The following is a 16,939-nucleotide window of genomic DNA, read 5'->3' on the forward strand; positions in this document are numbered from 1 at the left end:
TCCCCACCGCCTCTCACGAGCCCCTAAGCTGACCGGTATGAATGACAGTTTGGTGTGGATCGACTGCGAGATGACCGGCTTGGACTTCGAGAGCGACGCGCTGATCGAGGTGGCCTGTCTGATCACCGACGGGGAGCTCAACATCCTCGACGAGGGTGTGGACGTCGTGATCAAACCTCCGCAGGCCGCGCTGGACCGCATGGGCGACTTCGTGCGCAACATGCACACCTCCTCCGGCCTGCTGGAGGAGCTGGACAAGGGTGTGAGCCTCCAGGAGGCCGAGGACCTGGTCCTGGAGCACATCCGCGGGTACGTGACCGAGCCGCGCAAGGCCCCGCTGTGCGGGAACTCGATCTCCACCGACCGCACGTTCCTGGCACGTGACATGAAACGCATCGACGAGTTTCTGCACTACCGGATGGTGGACGTGTCCTCCATCAAGGAGCTCCTGCGCCGCTGGTACCCGCGCGTGTACTACGCGAGCCCGGAGAAGAACGGCGGGCACAGGGCGCTGGCCGACATCACCGAAAGCATCCGTGAACTGCGGTATTACCGTGCCGCGGCCTTCGTCCCCGAGCCCGGGCCGAGCTCGTCCGAGGCCCGTGTCATCGCCGCCGACGTGGCCGCCGGAGGCACCGGGAAACAGGCCCGCGACAAGAACAACAAGAGCGACGCGGCCGAAAACTGATCGAAGCACTCCTCTGAGTCCGCTAAGCTTTAGACGTACGCAGGGCCGCAAGGCCAGGCGAACGTGGTGGGTGTAGCTCAGCCGGTAGAGCACTTGGTTGTGGTCCAAGAAGTCGCGGGTTCAAGTCCCGTCACTCACCCCAGAGGCGAAAGCCCCTGACCAGCGGAAACGCAAAGTGGTCAGGGGCTTTCGCGCGTCCGGGGGTGCACCGGCGGGTGCACGGCGGCGAAAATGTACCCGCCGAGTGCGCACCGCCCATCCCGTCACTCACCCACGGTCGGGGGTGCACCCGGTTGCACGAACCCGATCCCGGGCCGGTGACGAACCCCCGCATCCACGGCATCAGCGGATAGTCCTGACACCCCTGCTGGCCTGCGCGAAGATCTTCGAGAACCTTCCCCGATTCCCTTCGCTTCCGCCCACACCCAAGCGATGGTCCACGCATGGCAACCATCAACCAGCGCACACTGGCCGACGGGCGCACCCGCTACTGGGTGAAATGGCGGCTCGGCGGCACCCGCACCGGCGCGCCCCAGTCCGAACCCTTCGGCACCCACGCCGACGCCCACACCTTCAAACTCCACGTCGAAGCAGCCGGACACCAGTGGCCCGAGAACTGGATCCGCCGCCAGGGCTGGGCCCCGGGGTGGGCCCCCGGGCACGGATGGGTCAAGACCGAGGAAGAGGACGAACCCGAGGCCGAGCCGGTGCTGTTCGCCGACTACGCCCGCGACCTCGTCGACTCCATGACCGGCATCGCCGAACGCACCCGCGCCGACTACCACCGCGACCTGGACATCCACCTGATCCCCCGCTTCGGGAAGGTGAACCTGCGCGACCCCGCCCAGCTCAAACCCAAGGACGTACGCACCTGGATCAACCATCTGCGCACCGGCGTCCCCGACCCCGCCACCTCGCACAGGACCAGCCCACCCAGCCGGGGCCGGAAGAAGGAACCGGGGTGGCTGCGCAAACCCCTCTCCCCCAAGTCCATCCACAACCTGCACGGGCTGCTGTTCACCGTCTGCGAGGCCGCCGGACGCGAGGACCCACCGCTACGGCCCTCCAACCCGGCCTCACGCACCCGCCTGCCCCGCGTCGACGACGGCGAGGGCGATCATGACATGTGCTTCCTGACCCGGGAGGAGTTCACCCTGCTGCGCGACTCCATGGCCGAGGACGTACGCGACATGGTCGAGGTGTTCGTGCGCACCGGAATGCGCTACAGCGAACTCACCGCCCTCCAAGTCCGCGACATCACCCTCACCTCCGCCATCGGCTCCGATGGACAACCGCTCACACGGGGGCACCTGGACGTGCGGCGGGCGTGGAAGCGCTGCCCCGACAACACCTTCCGGCTCGGTGCTCCCAAGACCCGCAGCTCGCGCAGGCGCATCCCGCTCTCACCGCGCACCATCGACCTCCTGCGGCCACGGTTGGAGGGCAAGGGTCCGGAGGAGTTCGTGTTCACCACCGACCGGGGGTCCTGGTGGCGGTACTCCTCCTTCTACGGGCGCAGGTGGGCACCCGGCGTCAAGGAGGCCCAGCGGCGCGGGCTCGGCAAGAAGCCGCGCATCCACGACCTGCGCCACACCCACGTGGCATGGCTGATCGAGAAGGACGTGCACGTGTTCAAGATCCAGCGCCGCCTGGGCCACACCTCGATCACCACGACCATGGACCGGTACGGGCACCTGGTCACCGACATCGACGACACCATGATCGAGGCCATCGACGGCCCGCCCAGCGGCACGGGGCCCTGGGCCGACCCCGGCGATGAGCAGCGCCTGCGCCTGATCTCCTAGAGCCACTCCAGGTCCCGGGTATGCCGGTGGGGCGGGTGAGCACCCCCGCCCCACCGGCTTACTTGGGCTCCTCGCCTACCGGGTGCGCGGCCACCCGTGGGCGTGGGCGCCCCGCCGTCCGGGAGCCACCTGTTGGGCGACCCGCTCCACGATCTGCTCTAGGTCGGCGACGCTGAAGCGGACGTGCTTGCCGAGTCTGCGGTGCGGCACCCGCCGCAACCGAACCCGTTCACGCAGCCACGACTCCGGCACCGCCAGCACTCGCGCCACCTCGGGAATCGTCAACAACCGCTCCGGCACCTCCCCATCGCCGCCGTTGTCAGGCCGCCCGGTCCGCGCCATGTACACCTCCCCCACGCTCGTCCCGCAGAGCAGCGCGGAACTGGCGGCGCTCGTCCTCGGAGGCCCCGCCCCACACCCCGTAGAGTTCGCCGCGCTTCATCGCCTCGGCCAGGCAGTTGATCTGCACCGGACACACACGGCACACACGCTTGGCGTCGCGCACCGACCCGCCCTGGTGCGGAAACCACAGATCCGGGTCCTGGCCCCGACAGGCCGCATGCGCCTGCCACCCACCGGACCCGCCCCTATCGTCGCCCCCAGCGGTACGGGCGGTATCGGGCCCTGTGGGGCCGTCAGACGGGTTGTCCGCGCCCGGCACACCATTCCGGCCCGTGGGGTGCAGCCCCCGGGTTCGGGCCGCCACGTCGCCCACCAACGGCTCCCGCTCCCTCAGCGGTATCCGTCGTCGAATGTCCCCCATGTCCGCCCTTTCGTGATCGGCCACGATTCGCACTGAACACCGCCGCACGACGGTCGACCTCGCCCTGCCGCTCTGGTGTTCTCGCCCTGATGAACCCTTAAGAAGACGTCCGTCCTCACGGATGCGACATTCGATTCGCGGCCACGAAGCCGCGCTCCTCCACTCGCCCGACCGGACGTGAAGCAGACACCGACCACCTGTGAGGTCGGCGCGCGAGAAGGACCGGCGCGCCGCCGTCCTCCTCGGCCGGCTGGCTGATCTTGACCGCGCCACGCCACCACCACAGAGCAGGTGCGAGAAGGCCGAAGACCAGTGCTGAGAGACAGGAAGAGCTTCCACAGAAGAGCGGAAAGAGCAGACCGTCTCGGATGATGACGGGCTGCTGATGAGGGTGTGCGGGGGCGTTCACGCCCCCGCACACCCCGGGGCGCCGCCGCCCCACGTGAAGAGGACTACCTCCTTGGGTAGACAGCCGGGGCGGCCGGTGGACCACCCAAAAGCCCGCGCGACCTGCACTGTGACTGTTCTCAGGGGTGGTCCACCCAAGGCCGGAGCACCACGCGGACGCCCGGGCGGAGTAGACACCGGCCCAGTCACCGGCCCCCCGTTGGCCCTCGGGGTTCACCGCACCCTCAGGGCTCACCACTCGCCTTCCTCGACCGTGCGGTAGAGGTCAGCGATCTGGTGCAGGGAGACGGGGTGGGGGTCAGCGGCCGAACGCCAGATCAGTGCGCCCGCTCCCGGCCTCACCAGGTGGCGGTGGGTGGTCAGGTACACCCCGATGCGGTCGGTGCAGTCCCCGGCCAGCTTCTGCGCCGCGTTGTGCTCGCGCTCTGTGGAGTGGACGACGAACAGCACCACCGCGGCAGGGGTGCGGTACCGGGTCAGGCGTTTGTAGCCATACATCTTGTTCTTGAGCTGGGTCAGGGACTCAGTGCCGGTGTCGTACTCCACGAACGCCCGCAGACGCACCCCACCCTGGTGCCAACTCACCCGGGCGTCAGGGCGCACGTCGTAGCCGTAGCGGCGTTCACACTCGCGTTCACCGAGCCACTGCTCCACCTCGGCGCCGCACTGGCGGGCGCTGCGCAGGAAGTCCACCCGAGTCTGGGCCAGGCCCAGCATGTGGTCCAGCTGGGGTGAGTGCGCCACGGCCAGAGCACGATCGGCGCGAAACTTCAGCGCGTCGGGTTCCCTGCCCTGGTGCAGGGCGACCAGAACCGCGCCGGTGGGGGACAGGACCCAGTGGTCGGGGGCATTGCGGTCGTGGGCGTGGCGGCGGAAGCGGTTGAGGACCCCGTAGCGGTGCAGGGTGAGCAGGCGGGAGCGGGCGCGGCGTGGTCCGGCGTCGGGGAAGTAGATGTGGTGCAGGTGGTGGGTGGTCATCACCCGGTGTTCCCAGAGTCCGGCCAGAATCTGGCGGTCTCGACTGGTGATCCGGGGTGCCAGGCGGATCAGTGTCTTCTTGTAGTCGCTCACGCGTACCCTCCCGGGGCCATCGCGGTCCTGTGCTTTTGACTCCCTCAAGAAGCCAGCTGAAGGCCCGGATGCGACACCGGCGGGGGAATTCTTCCCTCGTGGGTCCCTGTGTTCAGCCTCGAAGGATGGGTTCACTGCGGGTTCAGAAGGGGTTCAGAGCGGGTTCAGTGGACGCACCAACCCCCGCCAACGCGCGTGGGGCGGCACCACACAAGTGGCACCGCCCCGAGATGAAAGCGGGTTGATCAGCGACGTGTGTCCAGCCAGGTCCTCACCAGGCCGGCCAGCTCATCGAACTCCCCCGGGCCGGTCGAGACCGCAACCTGCTGCCGACGGTCAGGTCCTCCGCCCGGGTGGCGGAACAGGTAGGGGCGTACTCCGCGCACTCCGTCGTCATCAACACACCACCCCTGCTCGGAGGGGTGAGGGCGACGGGGACGCGGCACCCGCACCGGCCCCGGAACCGGGCGTGCCTGCGGGGCACCGAAGGAAGCACCTGTCGACCGTGTCCTCTTCCCCGGGGCCGCTACGGGCCTGCTTCGGGGTGAAGGCCTCCCCTGGTCCAGCACGCCCCGGTGAGGTGGCAGCAGCGGGCACCGTTCCTGGCGCACGTCCACGGAACTGCACAGCAGCGCGGTGAGTACCGCGCCGAACAGCCACCGCACCTGCTGGGCCCACCCTCGGACGGGTTTGCGGTGCCGACCGCTAGGCTTTTCCACGATCTCCTCCTGCTATCTCAGGTGGGGATTCAGCCCTGGCCTGGTGCCGCGAACACCGGGCCGGGGCGCCTCCACTTCTTCTGTCTTTGACTGTGTGGGGAGGGTGGGTGTCATTGGCCCCGGGTTCGTACACCACCCGGAACTGCGCTTCCCACCCACACCACACAAAGGGCACAAAAATCCCGATCCCTACGGAAAAGGACGCCGCTTCCGCCGGGCTGGTTGATGTTCACTTGGGTGAACGAAGTTCTTCAATACCTGCCGACCGGAAACGTCATCGCGTTTGGGCTCACGACGGCAGGCGGGTCCGGCCGGAACGGTCGAAAGCGGCACGAACCGTCAACGGGCCTCCCGCGTTTCCGGAGAAGTCCCAGTACAGGGACAGGGCCTCCACCAGCGCCAAGCCGTACCCGCCCTCGGCCAGCACAGGTTCGGTCTTCCCTGCGTTGCGCTTGGTGGGCGCGGTGGGCACGGTGACCTGTGCGCCCGGCTTGGGGCCGTCGTCGCCGACATGGAGCAGGAACAGGCGCGGGCGCCGTTGGATCTCGATCCGTACCCGGCCGCCCGGGAGCCCCGAGGCGGTGTGGCGCAGGGCGTTGGTGTGCAGCTCGGCCAGGCACACCAACAAGGGGTGGGCGGCCGAGGGTGTGGTCCTGGTGGCCTGCATCGCCCACCGGCGCGCGGCTTTCACGTGGTGGAGGTCGCAGCCGCACACCAGGCCGCTGGTGCCGGGGTCGGTGTGACGAATGCGCCTGGGCAGGTCGAGAGAGGTCTGGGCCGGAGTCATGGATTTCCACCGGATCCTTTCGCTGGGATCATGGTCGCTGTGGGTGAGCCCGTAACGAAAGGATGTGGTCAGGACGTTAGCCCCGGGAAGCCTGGGCGGAGAGTTCCCGAATCTTCCATACGGCTCTGGAATTCTGTGGAATGCCCCACGGGATGGGTTGCTCTGTGCTCACATGGCCTTATGCACACAGACGAACGTGTCCTTAAGGCTTTCGGACGCGAATTGCGCAGGCTGCGAGGGGAAGCCGAACTCACCCAGCAGGCCCTGGCCCGGCGCATCAGCCAGCGAGGAACGGCGATCAGCGACTCACACGTGTCCGACATCGAGAACGGTCGAGCGACGGCCCGGCCGTGGCTACGCAAGTTCCTGGACGAGGTCCTGGAGAGCAACGGCAGGCTGGAGCAGCTCTGGGAAGAGCTGACGGGCTCCGGACGCCAGGTGTGGCTGCACGAGGTCACCAAACGCACCCACGCCGCCGACGCCCTCTTCGAGTACCAGCCGTTGGTGTTTCCCTCCTACCTGCAGACAGAGGAGTACGCTCACGCACTCATCCGCTACGGGGCTCCCTGGCTGGCGGGGCGGGAAGTTCGGGCTCTGGCCAAGGAGCGTCGGGAACGCGCGGAGCGCATGGCGAAGGCTGAACTTCCCTCGCTCTGGCTGATCATCGACCAGAGCGTGCTGGCCCGCCGCTACGGCTCTCCGGAAATCCAGCGGGAACAGCTCGCTCACGTCGCTAGCCTTGTGGACAGCGACCGGTTGACCGTGCAGATGGTTCCGACGAACTCGCCTCGCCACGCGGGGAACTCGGGTCCGCGGCGGATCATCACGACCGCTGACGCACCGGAAGTGGTCTACATGGAATCAGCTGAGGAGGGCCGGATCATCACTGACTCCGCTGGTATCTTTCGTAGCCGCTTGCTGTTCACGGCCCTCCAGGGAGCAGCACGCGACCCGCAGGAGACCTTGCAGGCCATCCGCGATGAAATGAGGAAGATCGACGATGAGTGACTGGCACAAGAGCAGTTACAGCGGCGGGTCGAACGAGTGCGTCGAGGTCCGCGAACACAGCACCGGGGCGGACGTGCGCGACACCCAGAACCGCTCACACGGCCAACTCGCCTTCACCCCGGACGAGTGGAGCGCCTTCGTCAGCGCCCTCCACCTCACCAGCGAGTAACGCCTACGAGATGGTCTCACCGTTCTCCAGGTAGACAGTTGTACTCTCCTGGCGTGCGCGTGCGCCATGGGCGATCCTGCGCGCGAGCCGGGGGATCGTTGCCGCCTCGATCGTGGCCACGTCGTGGAACTCGTATCCGGTCAGCTCGGCCGGATCGAGAGTGATCTGGTTCAACCAGCCCTGATCCAGCACTCCCCCGTCGAAGACGAACAACTGCTTGTCGCCCTCAGAAGGGTTGGGCGCCCAGTCCACAACCAGAAGTCGCCCGATGGGTGGAGCGATCCCCAGTTCCTCCTTCACCTCGCGCGCCACGGCCTGGGTCGGTGTCTCCCCGTGCTCGATATAGCCGCCGGGGATGTCCAGGTAGTCCTTGTAGGAGGGAACCACCATCATCACCTGCCCGAGGTGATTGAAGAACAGGGCACCAGCGGCGACCCTCGGGCGGGAGAAGGATTCTGTGGGATCAGAGGCCATGTCCCGACACTAACGGCCTCCGCGTCAGAACATCCCCATCCGGTGCGCCAAATCCGCCAACCTCCGATCCCGCCTCCCCGTCTTGGTCCGCATCATGCGCCCCACGATCTGATGGCTCATCACGTGCCGGTGGACATGGGAAACGGCCAGCCTCTCCGCCTCCAGCATGCGCTCAACGGCTGACGGGATCTCGTTGACGTTCGCGAACGCTCCGGCCACGTCGAAGAGGTGACGTACCCGCCTCTCCCGTGGCAGAGCCGCGGTATCGACACCAGCCCCCAGTTCGAGGACAGCGCGCGGATCTTCGAGGCTGGCCGCAACGGTCACTCTGTGCAGGACCACGTTGGTCGGACCGAACGCCGTCCACAGATGGTTGGCGTCTCGCCCAAGCCGGGAAGCGACGCGTTCGGCCTCGTCCAGGTACTCGACCGCGCTGGCTCGGTCCCCGTTGCGCGCTGCGGCCACGGCTCCAGGCAACAACAGGGTGCCGTAGACGGACAGCAGACGCGCGTTGGTGGGACGGCCACCCTGTTCCCGCCGCAGGTACGCAGCGGCTTCCCCTGTCAGCGCGACGGCCGTCTCGTGTTGCCCTCGTGAGTGGAGGGAGTGCACCCCCGAACGCATCAGGGATCCCTGCAGAGTCAGATCGCCGCAGTCGAAGGCCGCCTTCATCCCTCGCTCCGTCGCGATCCAGGCCAGATCGGATTCTCCGACCTTGGTGAGGATCATCGCGCACGCCTGACAGGCCAAGGCGAGCAGAGCTCCGGCTCGCCGCCTCTGCTCACCCTCGTAGACACGCACCGCGGTCTGCGCCCGAGCGAGAAGGTCGGGGAGCCTGCGAAACACCCGACTGTAGTCGGATGCTTGGTAGGCGCCCATGACCGTTTCCGCCTCGTTGCGAAGAAAGCGCAGATCAGGTCGCTCGCTGCTGTTCTCGGCGAGCGGGAAAACCGAGCTGATCTGTCGGTAATCCATCAAGACTGACCGGATCTGAGCGACATGCACGTCCGTTTTCTTGTGGTGCCCATAGTGCGTGTGGTCTCCGATCAGAGCGATAACAGGAACGCCGAGGGCATCAGCTAGTGAGCTGATCACCGAGAGTCGGTCCAAGGGCGCACGGTCGTTCTCGACCTTGCCCAGCCAGTCAGCCGTTCGCCCGACCAGACCTGCCAGCACTTCTTGGGAGAGGCCGCGCCGGAGCCGGTGCCAGGCGACCCGCTGGCCGGGGCTGAGCTGAGGGGAACTCGGAGGCATGAGAACCCTTCCTGGAGACCCCGGAATTTCTTTCCGGGTCACGCGGAGGACATGGCCTTAACTTCCTAACACCCCGTCCACCCGTGGGGAAGGCCCGGCCATCCCTCTTATCTGGTATTCCCTCGAAGCTCGTTAACGGACTTGACCAAAGAGGAGGCAGTCAATGCGCATAACCTGCCACGAAGCCCTCGTTCCCAGCACGGACTTCGGCTTCAACGTGGTCGAACGCAAGGGCATCGGCCACCCGGACTCGCTCGCCGACCTCATCGCGGAGGAGTTCTCCCGCCGCTACTCACTCCACGGACTCGACCGGTTCGGGGCAGTCCCGAACCACTGGGTGGACAAGGTCGCCCTGGTCGGCGCTGAGGCTGAGGTCGTCTTCGGCCGCTACACAGTTCACAAGCCCATCAGCGCGTACCTGTTCGGCAAGGTGACGCGCTCAGTGGGCGACCGGTCCATCCCGATCGAGGGACTGTTCCGAGCGGCGGTCGAGGACGTCCTGACCCAGGCGACCGGTAGTGAGGACATCGTCCGTTCCGTGCGCAGCTTCGTGGAGAACACCGCCGGTATCGGCGCGGACCACCCAGCCTCGTTCTACCGTCCCTCCGCTGGCGAAGAGTGCCGTGTTCCGGGTGGCGGCGCGCTGGCCAACGACACGGCCTTCTGTAGCGCCTACGCCCCTGCCGATCCCTTGGACGTCCTGGCGATCGACGTGGAGAACCACGTCAACGGTTCCTCCTTCAAAGACGGGCTCGACAGCCTCGGTTCCGACGTCAAGGTGATGTTGACCAGAGCGGCGGACGTGCTGCAAGCGACGGTCTGCCTTCCGGTGTATCCGGAAACGGTCGGCTCGCACCGTGAGTACACGGCCCTGGTGTCCGAGGCGTACGACCGTCTCGACGCCTTCATCAACGAACACCCGGTCGTGCGGCAGCATCCATGGCTCACACGGCTGAGCGTCAACACCAAGGACCAGGGCGGCAGCGCCTACCTGGCGCCGTTCGGCACATCCCTGGGCAAGGGCGACTGCGGGCTCGTCGGCCGGGGCAACAAGGCCAACGGCGTCATCTCCGCCAGCGGCGGTGCGGGGGTGGAGGCCCTGGCCGGGAAGAACCCCATGCACCACACCGGGAAGCTGTACACGCTCGCCGCCGCACGTCTGGCTGACCGCATCCACGCCAAGCTCGGTGTGCCCAACGAGGTCGTGCTCGTGTCGCGCAACGGCGACCGCCTGGACGACCCGTCGTTCGTGGGCGTTCGACTGGCACGGCGCGACAGCCGTCTCGACCGCGATGCCGTCGAGGAGCTGACCGCCGCGACGCTGGCCGAGCTTCCGCTGCTCTCCGAGCGCCTGCTCGCGCTGTCCCCGATCGACCGCTTCCGCGACCCGTCGCTGGTCCTGGAGGTGTGAGCCGATGCCGGACACCGATCTGGCCGAGCGCAGCGTCGTCCTCGTCACCTTGGACTCCTGCCGCTACGACGTCGCGGCGAGCGCACACACCCCGAACCTGGCGAAGCTCGGCCCGCTATTGCGAGCCGAGAGCCCGGGAACCTACACGCTCCCCGCGCACGCCGCGCTGTTCAACGGCTTCCTGCCCCGACCGGTCTCAGGGACCCTCGCACTCAGCGGGAACAGCGTGGACGCGGTCTGGCGTTCGGCCGCTGCCCGACCTTCGAAACGCTACGCCGCCGTCCCCTTCGACGGCCCCACCTTGATGGCGCACTACAGCGAGAAGGGCTACCGGGTAGTGGGCGCCGGCGGTGTCACCTTCTTCGACTCCTCGGACCCGGCCAACGGCCTGCCGAAGCTGTTCCCGGAGTTCTACTACTTCGGTCGGCCCTCCCGTGCCCCAGCCATACCAAAAGCTCGTGTCGCCGATCGCGGCGAAGACCTGCCGTTGGCCCACACCCGGATGCTCGCCGACCTGTGTCTGGAGGCCGAACGGTTCTTCCTGTTCGTCAACTGCTCCAGCACACACATCCCCTACACGACCCCGTCCAGTCCCCTCACTGACCGGAACAGAGAGCTCCTCCGACGCCTCTACCGGCTGCATGACTCCCAACAGGCCGCCTCTGACGAGAAAGCCCTGACCGCCGACGATATCGAAGTGCTCCTAGGTATGCAGAGGCGCGCCCTGGAATGGGCCGACACCCGCTTGGGCGACCTGTTCTCACGGCTGGATGCACAGCGTCCCCTGGTGGTGGTCTGCGCCGACCACGGAGAGGAGTTCGGAGAAGGCGGCAGGTTCGGCCACGCGCACCCGCATCCGACGGTCGCCACGGTGCCCCTGTGGTGCGGCGTGTTGGGTGGGGGATGATCCATGGCCGACCTTCAACCCTGGTTCATGCATCCCGCGATCACCGCGGCTTCCTCCGAGGGAGTCCGGACACGACTGGGCATCTCCCCCAACCACGCGTCCTTCCGCGCCGGCGTCCTTCGAACCCATCTGCTCACCGCGCTTTTGGCCCACAGGGCCGCACAGCATCTCGGTGTCCGTACGCAGGTGGCGGTTCGGTGGGACGACAGCGACAGCCTGCGCAGCCGCGACGAATACCGATCACGGCTTCTCCGAGAGCTCACGCAGGTGGCTCAGATACCGGTTGAGGACGAACAGCGAGTCTTCCGCCAAAGCCAACGAGGCGGCCGGTACCAGCAGGCCTTACAGCGGCTGGATATCCAAGGTCTCCTGGTGACGAGGCGAGGACTTCCCTGCCTTGATGTGGCCGCCGCTGACCGGCTCATGAACGCACAGGGTGTCTGTCCCAGGTCCCTGGCCGCCTCCGTGGTCGTGAACACGACCACGGCCCTCGACCCAGCGCAGCAGACGGTCCCGCTCATGCGAAGTGAGGGACGGGCACTATGGCACCTGGCCACGGTCGTCGACGACATCGAACAGCGCACGACCCTGATCGTCCGAGGCACCGACAAACGCGACGCCACACCCGCTCAGGTCCGCCTGTACTGGGCCCTGGCTGAAGGAGGACGCCCTCCGGCTCACCTGTTCCTCCCCAAACTGCTGGAACCGGGGCCTGTCGTACCTCGCATCGCTGACCTTCTCGGACAAGGCACCAGACCCTCGACGCTGCGGTACTTCTTCGCGGAGCCGTACCTGGACCAGTCTCGGCCAACTACTCGGCCGGTCGGCTTCTCCGAGCTGGTGGGTCAGATCCGTACGGTTCTTCCCCACCACGGGGACGGCCTCCTGGACGAACCACGTCTACGCTCCCTGGATCGGAAGGTGTCCGTCACCCTGGCTCCAGAGGTGGCCTGCCGGGAACTGCGTGAGCGCTGCCCGGGCTCTGCGTCGCACGTCATCACGTGGATCATCCAGCGCTACCCGCGGCCGCTGTCCCAACAGGTCCGACTGTGCCGAGCGCTCACCGACATCGAGATCGAACATGCACCGCCTCCAGCGCAGGCAGAGGAGGCACTGTGGTGGCTGGACGCCTGGTCGCGCGGCACGGAGAAGGGCCCGCCTCCGCATACGGTGCGCTGGGTGCTCACCGGACAGCGGGACGGGCCCCGGGCGTCGGAACTGCTAGAGGTCTTTCCTCCGGAGTTGACTGCCGTGCGACTGGCTTCGGCCCGTCAGGCGTTGAGCCGCTCCAGCGCCACGCGCAGCCGCTCCAGCGTGCGCTCGCGGCCCAGCAACTCCAGCGACTCGAACAGCGGCAAGCCGACCGTACGTCCGGTCACCGCGACCCGCACCGGCGCCTGAGCCTTGCCGAGCTTGAGCCCTTGAGCGGCACCGGCCTGCTCAAGGGCTCCCTTCAAGGATTCGGCGTCCCAGACCAGGGACTCCTCCGAGTAGGTAGCGATCGCTGCGGTGAGCATCTCCACGCCGATCCCGGGCTTCATGGCCTTGGCCCAGCTCTTCTCGTCGAAGACCGGGGTGTCCAGGAACAGGAAGTCCACGTTCGGCACGATCTCGCTGAGCACCGCCACCCGGCTCTGCGCCAACGGGGCAATCTTGGCGAACACATCCGCGTCGAAGTCCTCGCTTCGCCACGGCACGTCCTCGCCCTCCAGGTAAGGGGCGCAGCGCTTGACGAACTCGTCCACGTCCAGGGCGCGGATGTAGTCGCCGTTGAAGGCGCGCAGCTTCTTCTCATCGAAGAAGGCGGGCGAGGAGTTGACGTCAGCCAGATCGAAGAGCGGGATCATCTCCTCGATGGGCATGATCTCGCGGTCGCCCCCGGGCGCCCACCCCAGCAGCATCAGGTAGTTGACCATGGTCTCGGGCAGATACCCCTCGGCCTGGTAGGACTCCATGGCGACCTTGTCCCGGCGCTTGGACAGCTTCTGACGCTTCTCGTTCACCAGAACCGGAGCGTGCGCCCACACCGGCGGCGTGTGTCCCAGCGCCTCCCACAGAAGCTGCTGCTTGGGGGCGTTGGACAGGTGCTCCTCACCACGGATGACGTGTGTGATGCCCATCTCCACGTCGTCCACCACGTTGGCCAGGACGAACAGCGCCGTGCCGTCGCCGCGGGCGATCACGAAGTCCTCCAGTGCCTCGTGCGGGAACTCCACCCGGCCCCGAATCTGATCCTCGACCACGGTCGGTCCGCCCTCGGGGATCCGGAAGCGGAGCGCCCGCCCGGTGCCGGCCTCCAGACCGCGGTCCCGGCAGAACCCGTCATAGCCCAGGTTGGGGTTGTCGCGCCGGGCCTGGACCTGGTCGCGGGTGCAGTCGCAGTAGTAGGCCAGACCTTCCTTGCGCAGACGCTGGGCGGCCTCGGTGTGCTGGTCGGCGTGCTCGGTCTGGGAGTAGGGGCCCTCGTACTGGGTGGAGTTCACGCCCAGCCAGGCCATGGCGGCCAGGATGCCCTCGGTCCACTCGGGACGGGAGCGGGCGGCGTCGGTGTCCTCGATCCGCAGCACCATCGTGCCGCCGGATTGTCGCGCGACCACCCAGTTCAGCAGCAGGGACCGGGCGTTGCCCACATGGAACATGCCGGTCGGGGAAGGGGCGAACCTGGTGCGAATCGAGGTGTCAGTCACCCCACAGAGCCTAGCGTGATCGGCTGCTGCGCCGGGGCTGGACAGCGATCCGAGGAAAAGCACCGCACCGTAGCTGTGGATGCCGCCACAGCACCCGGTTCAGCTCAGTCCCCTGTCATCTTCGCCAGTGTCGACCCAAGCCTTCGAAAGCGAGTCCTCCAGTGTCCAACGCCTCACGCATGTTCCCCGTCTCGGTCAAGGGCGTCGTCATCCGCGACGACCGGGTTCTGCTGTTGCGCAACGAGCGCGACGAATGGGAGCTGCCGGGCGGCAAGATCGAGGTAGGAGAAACTCCTGAGGGGTGTCTGGCCCGGGAGATCAAGGAGGAGACGGGCTGGCCCGTGCAGGTGGCCGAGATCCTCGATTCGTGGATCTACCACATCACCCAGGTCGACCGGCACGTCTTCATCGTCACCTACGGATGCCGTGTGAACTCTCATGCCCCTTTGGTGGTTTCCAGTGAGCACAAGGAGGCCGCCCTGTTCACTGAAGCAGAGGTATCCGACCTGCCTATGCCTGAGGGATACAAGCACTCGGTCCAGGCGTGGTTCGTGCGGAATCGCGCATGAACACGAGGTGAGCCCGTCCGCTTTCAGGAAGCGAGGAGGTGGAGTAGAGCAACAAGGGTGCCTGAACTCTGCATCCGCCCTCTGGCAACCAGGCTGCGGACGGGCCTTGGCCAGAGGGATCTGTCGTAGATGCCCTCTTCGAGAAGGGCTGGGCGTCCCCCGGCAATCCCGATGGTGACCGGGAAGCGGTACAACTGTGGGGCCGAACCGGGCACTGTCAGAGAGACCCCCTCACAAGAAACGTCACCACATGACCGACCACGGCCCCTACGTCGGGCGGGTGTACGCGGCCTTGTCCAGGTCGATGAGTCTGCGCGCCTGGGAGACCGGCCGCACGGATACGGGCCGATGGGCGCGTGCGCGTCTGCGTTCCCCCTTCCCCGCGGGCATTCGCGGTGGATCCGTCGAGTGGAGCGACAACGCCGGTTGGTCGATGCTCCTGTCCGCCCTGGAGGAACCGGAGCAGCGGTACTGGTTGAATCAGGCTCCGATCGCCGACGTGTCCGCGGTCGCGGACTGGGTTCTCCGACTGATCGCGGAAGTCCAGGAACCGAACGCGGAACTCCTGTTCTCCCTCGTGGACCTCCACACGGAGAGGGTGCCGCACACCGACCCGCCGGAGAAGGTGGACAGGGAGCTTGCCGCTTACAACGACCCGGCCAAGCGGTACGGCGGGTTCTGGGCGAACGGACAGCTCCCCATGGAGAAACCGCAGGAGCCCGAGACCAGAGTCGCCGCCCTCACGCTCACCGACGTGATGCACGACTTCCTGAGCCGGGACGGAATCGACAGCGGCCAGTACGCCGTGCGCGGAGCCCACGAGAAATGGAAGCGTGGGACGTATCTGGGCCTGTTCATCGACGAACGGGCCGGTCGGGACGCGCGGACCATCACGGGTCTGGGAACGGTGGCTCCTGCGGGCAAGTCCGGGACCTTCGAACGCAAGGTCGAGATCTCCCACTACGCCCGCCTGTCACAGCCGGTCCCCCTGGAGCTCTTCTCCGATCTGGGCAAGGTCGTCAGGGACTCCTTCGACCGCAACCGGAACCTGACCCCGGTGGCCGGGCAGAAGATCCTGGCGCGGCTGACCGACAGGTCACCCGAGGCCGCCCGGCGCATCGCATGGCTCGAAGAGCAGATCAGGCTGGAGGAGCCCTCTACCGAGGACCGTCCGATCCGGCCGCTGGAGCGCGACGCGCTCGGCGTGCTCTTCGAGGCCTTCGACATCGAACGGGAGCACCTGCTGAGTTGGCGCAGGACCGACGAGGCCGATCCGTTCCTCACCGGGCTCGCCGGGACCCGGAAAGGGGGCCGGTTCAAGCCACAGGAGAAGTGGCAGGTGGACTTCGACGCCACGAACTTCCCGGGTTGGAGATTCCACAACACCGATCACGTGGCCTGGCGCAGGTTCGAGAACAAGTACGGGACCAGGTCACTGCTGGTGGCCAACATCGACCGCACCCCCGGGGAGACCAAGACCGGCGTGGACCTGGTCTACTACAACCCCCACGGCGGCAACTTCGTCATGCTCCAGTACAAGACGATGCGCCAGACCAAGGAGGGCCTGTACAGCAGCATCGACAAGCGGTTCCTCACCCAGATCGAGCGCATGCGCGAACTGGACGAGAAGACCCGCGACACCACTCCCAGGCACCCGGACATCCGCCTCGTCGACACCCCTTGCTTCGTGAAGCTGTGCGCTCCCCAGACACGTATGTCCGCGGGTACCGAACTCATCTCGGGCATGTACTTCACCCGTGAGCACTTCGAGATCATCCACGAACACACCGAGGACCTCGGGCACAGGACAGGCAAGCGGATCCGCCAGACGTCGATTCCCCGGTACCTGACCGGTACCGACTTCATCTCGCTGATGTCCAACGGCTGGTTGGGCAGCCGGGGCACGGGGACCGAGCAGTTGTACGAACAGCTCGACCTCTCACTGGCCGAGGGCAGATCGGTCATGCTAGGGACGCATACGGACGGGCTTTCCCTGATGAACCACAGCTCGGGGCAGTGGCAGGAGAACTTCTGATCCTCAACCAAAGGGAAATTGGTCGAAACAGTCTGATAACCGGCCTTATCAAGGAAGCAACTGCATTCCAACCGATGAGTTCTCTATGGTGATGGCCATCGCGTTTCACCCGCTGCTCGCATTTCTCGGGCGGCTCCTGGAACGCGGTGGTCCCATCCTCTTCGCAGGCCGTTGATCCGGTCTG

At 66.7% G+C, this 16,939-nt stretch carries 15 protein-coding genes and 1 tRNA gene; 9 read left to right on the plus strand and 7 right to left on the minus strand.

The features are described from left to right. The first annotated feature begins 37 nt into the window (after positions 1-37). From orn to AC0T5L_RS07060, 3 genes are all read left to right on the plus strand, one after another. Complete coding sequence (gene orn / locus AC0T5L_RS07050) at positions 38-688, plus strand: oligoribonuclease (protein WP_476164569.1); 651 nt, start codon at positions 38-40, stop codon at positions 686-688. Between the two features lie 66 nt (positions 689-754). Then, positions 755-830: transfer RNA gene (locus AC0T5L_RS07055), tRNA-His, on the plus strand. A 301-nt stretch (positions 831-1,131) separates the two neighbouring features. Continuing rightward, the gene (locus tag AC0T5L_RS07060; RefSeq protein WP_476164570.1) at positions 1,132-2,493 is read left to right on the plus strand and encodes a tyrosine-type recombinase/integrase; all 1,362 of its coding nucleotides are present in this window, start codon (positions 1,132-1,134) and stop codon (positions 2,491-2,493) included. A 75-nt stretch (positions 2,494-2,568) separates the two neighbouring features. Here AC0T5L_RS07060 and AC0T5L_RS07065 read toward each other — a convergent pair whose 3' ends face one another. The 4 genes from AC0T5L_RS07065 to AC0T5L_RS07080 form a co-directional block, all read right to left on the minus strand. After that, a complete protein-coding gene (locus AC0T5L_RS07065) occupies positions 2,569-2,835 on the minus strand; it encodes a helix-turn-helix domain-containing protein (protein WP_476164571.1) in 267 nt (88 codons plus the stop codon). Next, positions 2,813-3,256 carry a WhiB family transcriptional regulator gene (locus AC0T5L_RS07070; RefSeq protein WP_476164677.1) on the minus strand — a complete coding sequence of 148 codons (444 nt, stop codon included), beginning with the start codon at positions 3,254-3,256 and terminating at the stop codon, positions 2,813-2,815. Before AC0T5L_RS07070 ends, AC0T5L_RS07065 begins: the two co-directional genes overlap by 23 nt. Before the next feature lie 639 nt (positions 3,257-3,895). After that, complete coding sequence (locus AC0T5L_RS07075; RefSeq protein ID WP_476164572.1) at positions 3,896-4,735, minus strand: replication-relaxation family protein; 840 nt, start codon at positions 4,733-4,735, stop codon at positions 3,896-3,898. Between the two features lie 1,008 nt (positions 4,736-5,743). After that, positions 5,744-6,241, minus strand: coding sequence for an ATP-binding protein (locus AC0T5L_RS07080; protein ID WP_476164573.1), 498 nt, complete (start codon positions 6,239-6,241; stop codon positions 5,744-5,746). A gap of 180 nt (positions 6,242-6,421) precedes the next feature. Between AC0T5L_RS07080 and AC0T5L_RS07085 the strand changes: the two genes are divergently transcribed. Both AC0T5L_RS07085 and AC0T5L_RS07090 read left to right on the plus strand, forming a co-directional pair. Continuing rightward, positions 6,422-7,249 carry a helix-turn-helix domain-containing protein gene (locus tag AC0T5L_RS07085; protein ID WP_476164574.1) on the plus strand — a complete coding sequence of 276 codons (828 nt, stop codon included), beginning with the start codon at positions 6,422-6,424 and terminating at the stop codon, positions 7,247-7,249. Next, positions 7,242-7,418, plus strand: coding sequence for a DUF397 domain-containing protein (locus tag AC0T5L_RS07090; protein WP_476164575.1), 177 nt, complete (start codon positions 7,242-7,244; stop codon positions 7,416-7,418). Before AC0T5L_RS07085 ends, AC0T5L_RS07090 begins: the two co-directional genes overlap by 8 nt. A 3-nt stretch (positions 7,419-7,421) precedes the next feature. On the opposite strand, the gene AC0T5L_RS07095 is transcribed toward AC0T5L_RS07090, so the two are convergent. Next, complete coding sequence (locus tag AC0T5L_RS07095; protein ID WP_476164576.1) at positions 7,422-7,892, minus strand: NUDIX domain-containing protein; 471 nt, start codon at positions 7,890-7,892, stop codon at positions 7,422-7,424. A 24-nt stretch (positions 7,893-7,916) separates the two neighbouring features. Beyond that, positions 7,917-9,146, minus strand: coding sequence for a helix-turn-helix domain-containing protein (locus AC0T5L_RS07100; protein ID WP_476164577.1), 1,230 nt, complete (start codon positions 9,144-9,146; stop codon positions 7,917-7,919). A 163-nt stretch (positions 9,147-9,309) separates the two neighbouring features. Between AC0T5L_RS07100 and AC0T5L_RS07105 the strand changes: the two genes are divergently transcribed. Beyond that, positions 9,310-10,557, plus strand: a complete 1,248-nt coding sequence (locus tag AC0T5L_RS07105; protein WP_476164578.1) for a methionine adenosyltransferase — start codon at positions 9,310-9,312, stop codon at positions 10,555-10,557. A 4-nt stretch (positions 10,558-10,561) separates the two neighbouring features. Further along, positions 10,562-11,464: a sulfatase-like hydrolase/transferase gene (locus tag AC0T5L_RS07110; protein WP_476164579.1), complete on the plus strand. Its 903-nt coding sequence runs from the start codon at positions 10,562-10,564 to the stop codon at positions 11,462-11,464. A gap of 1,271 nt (positions 11,465-12,735) precedes the next feature. Here the strand turns inward: AC0T5L_RS07110 and gltX are convergent. Next, entirely contained in the window at positions 12,736-14,151 is a 1,416-nt protein-coding gene (gltX, locus tag AC0T5L_RS07115) for a glutamate--tRNA ligase (protein WP_476164580.1), read from the minus strand. Positions 14,152-14,312: 161 nt separating this feature from the next. On the opposite strand from gltX, the gene AC0T5L_RS07120 reads away from it, so the two are divergent. Together AC0T5L_RS07120 and AC0T5L_RS07125 are read left to right on the plus strand one after the other, a co-directional pair. Then, entirely contained in the window at positions 14,313-14,720 is a 408-nt protein-coding gene (locus tag AC0T5L_RS07120) for an NUDIX hydrolase (protein WP_476164581.1), read from the plus strand. A gap of 250 nt (positions 14,721-14,970) precedes the next feature. Further along, positions 14,971-16,755, plus strand: a complete 1,785-nt coding sequence (locus AC0T5L_RS07125; RefSeq protein ID WP_476164582.1) for a hypothetical protein — start codon at positions 14,971-14,973, stop codon at positions 16,753-16,755. Positions 16,756-16,939: the final 184 nt, after the last annotated feature.

Source organism: Nocardiopsis sp. TRM 82005, from assembly GCF_056312425.1.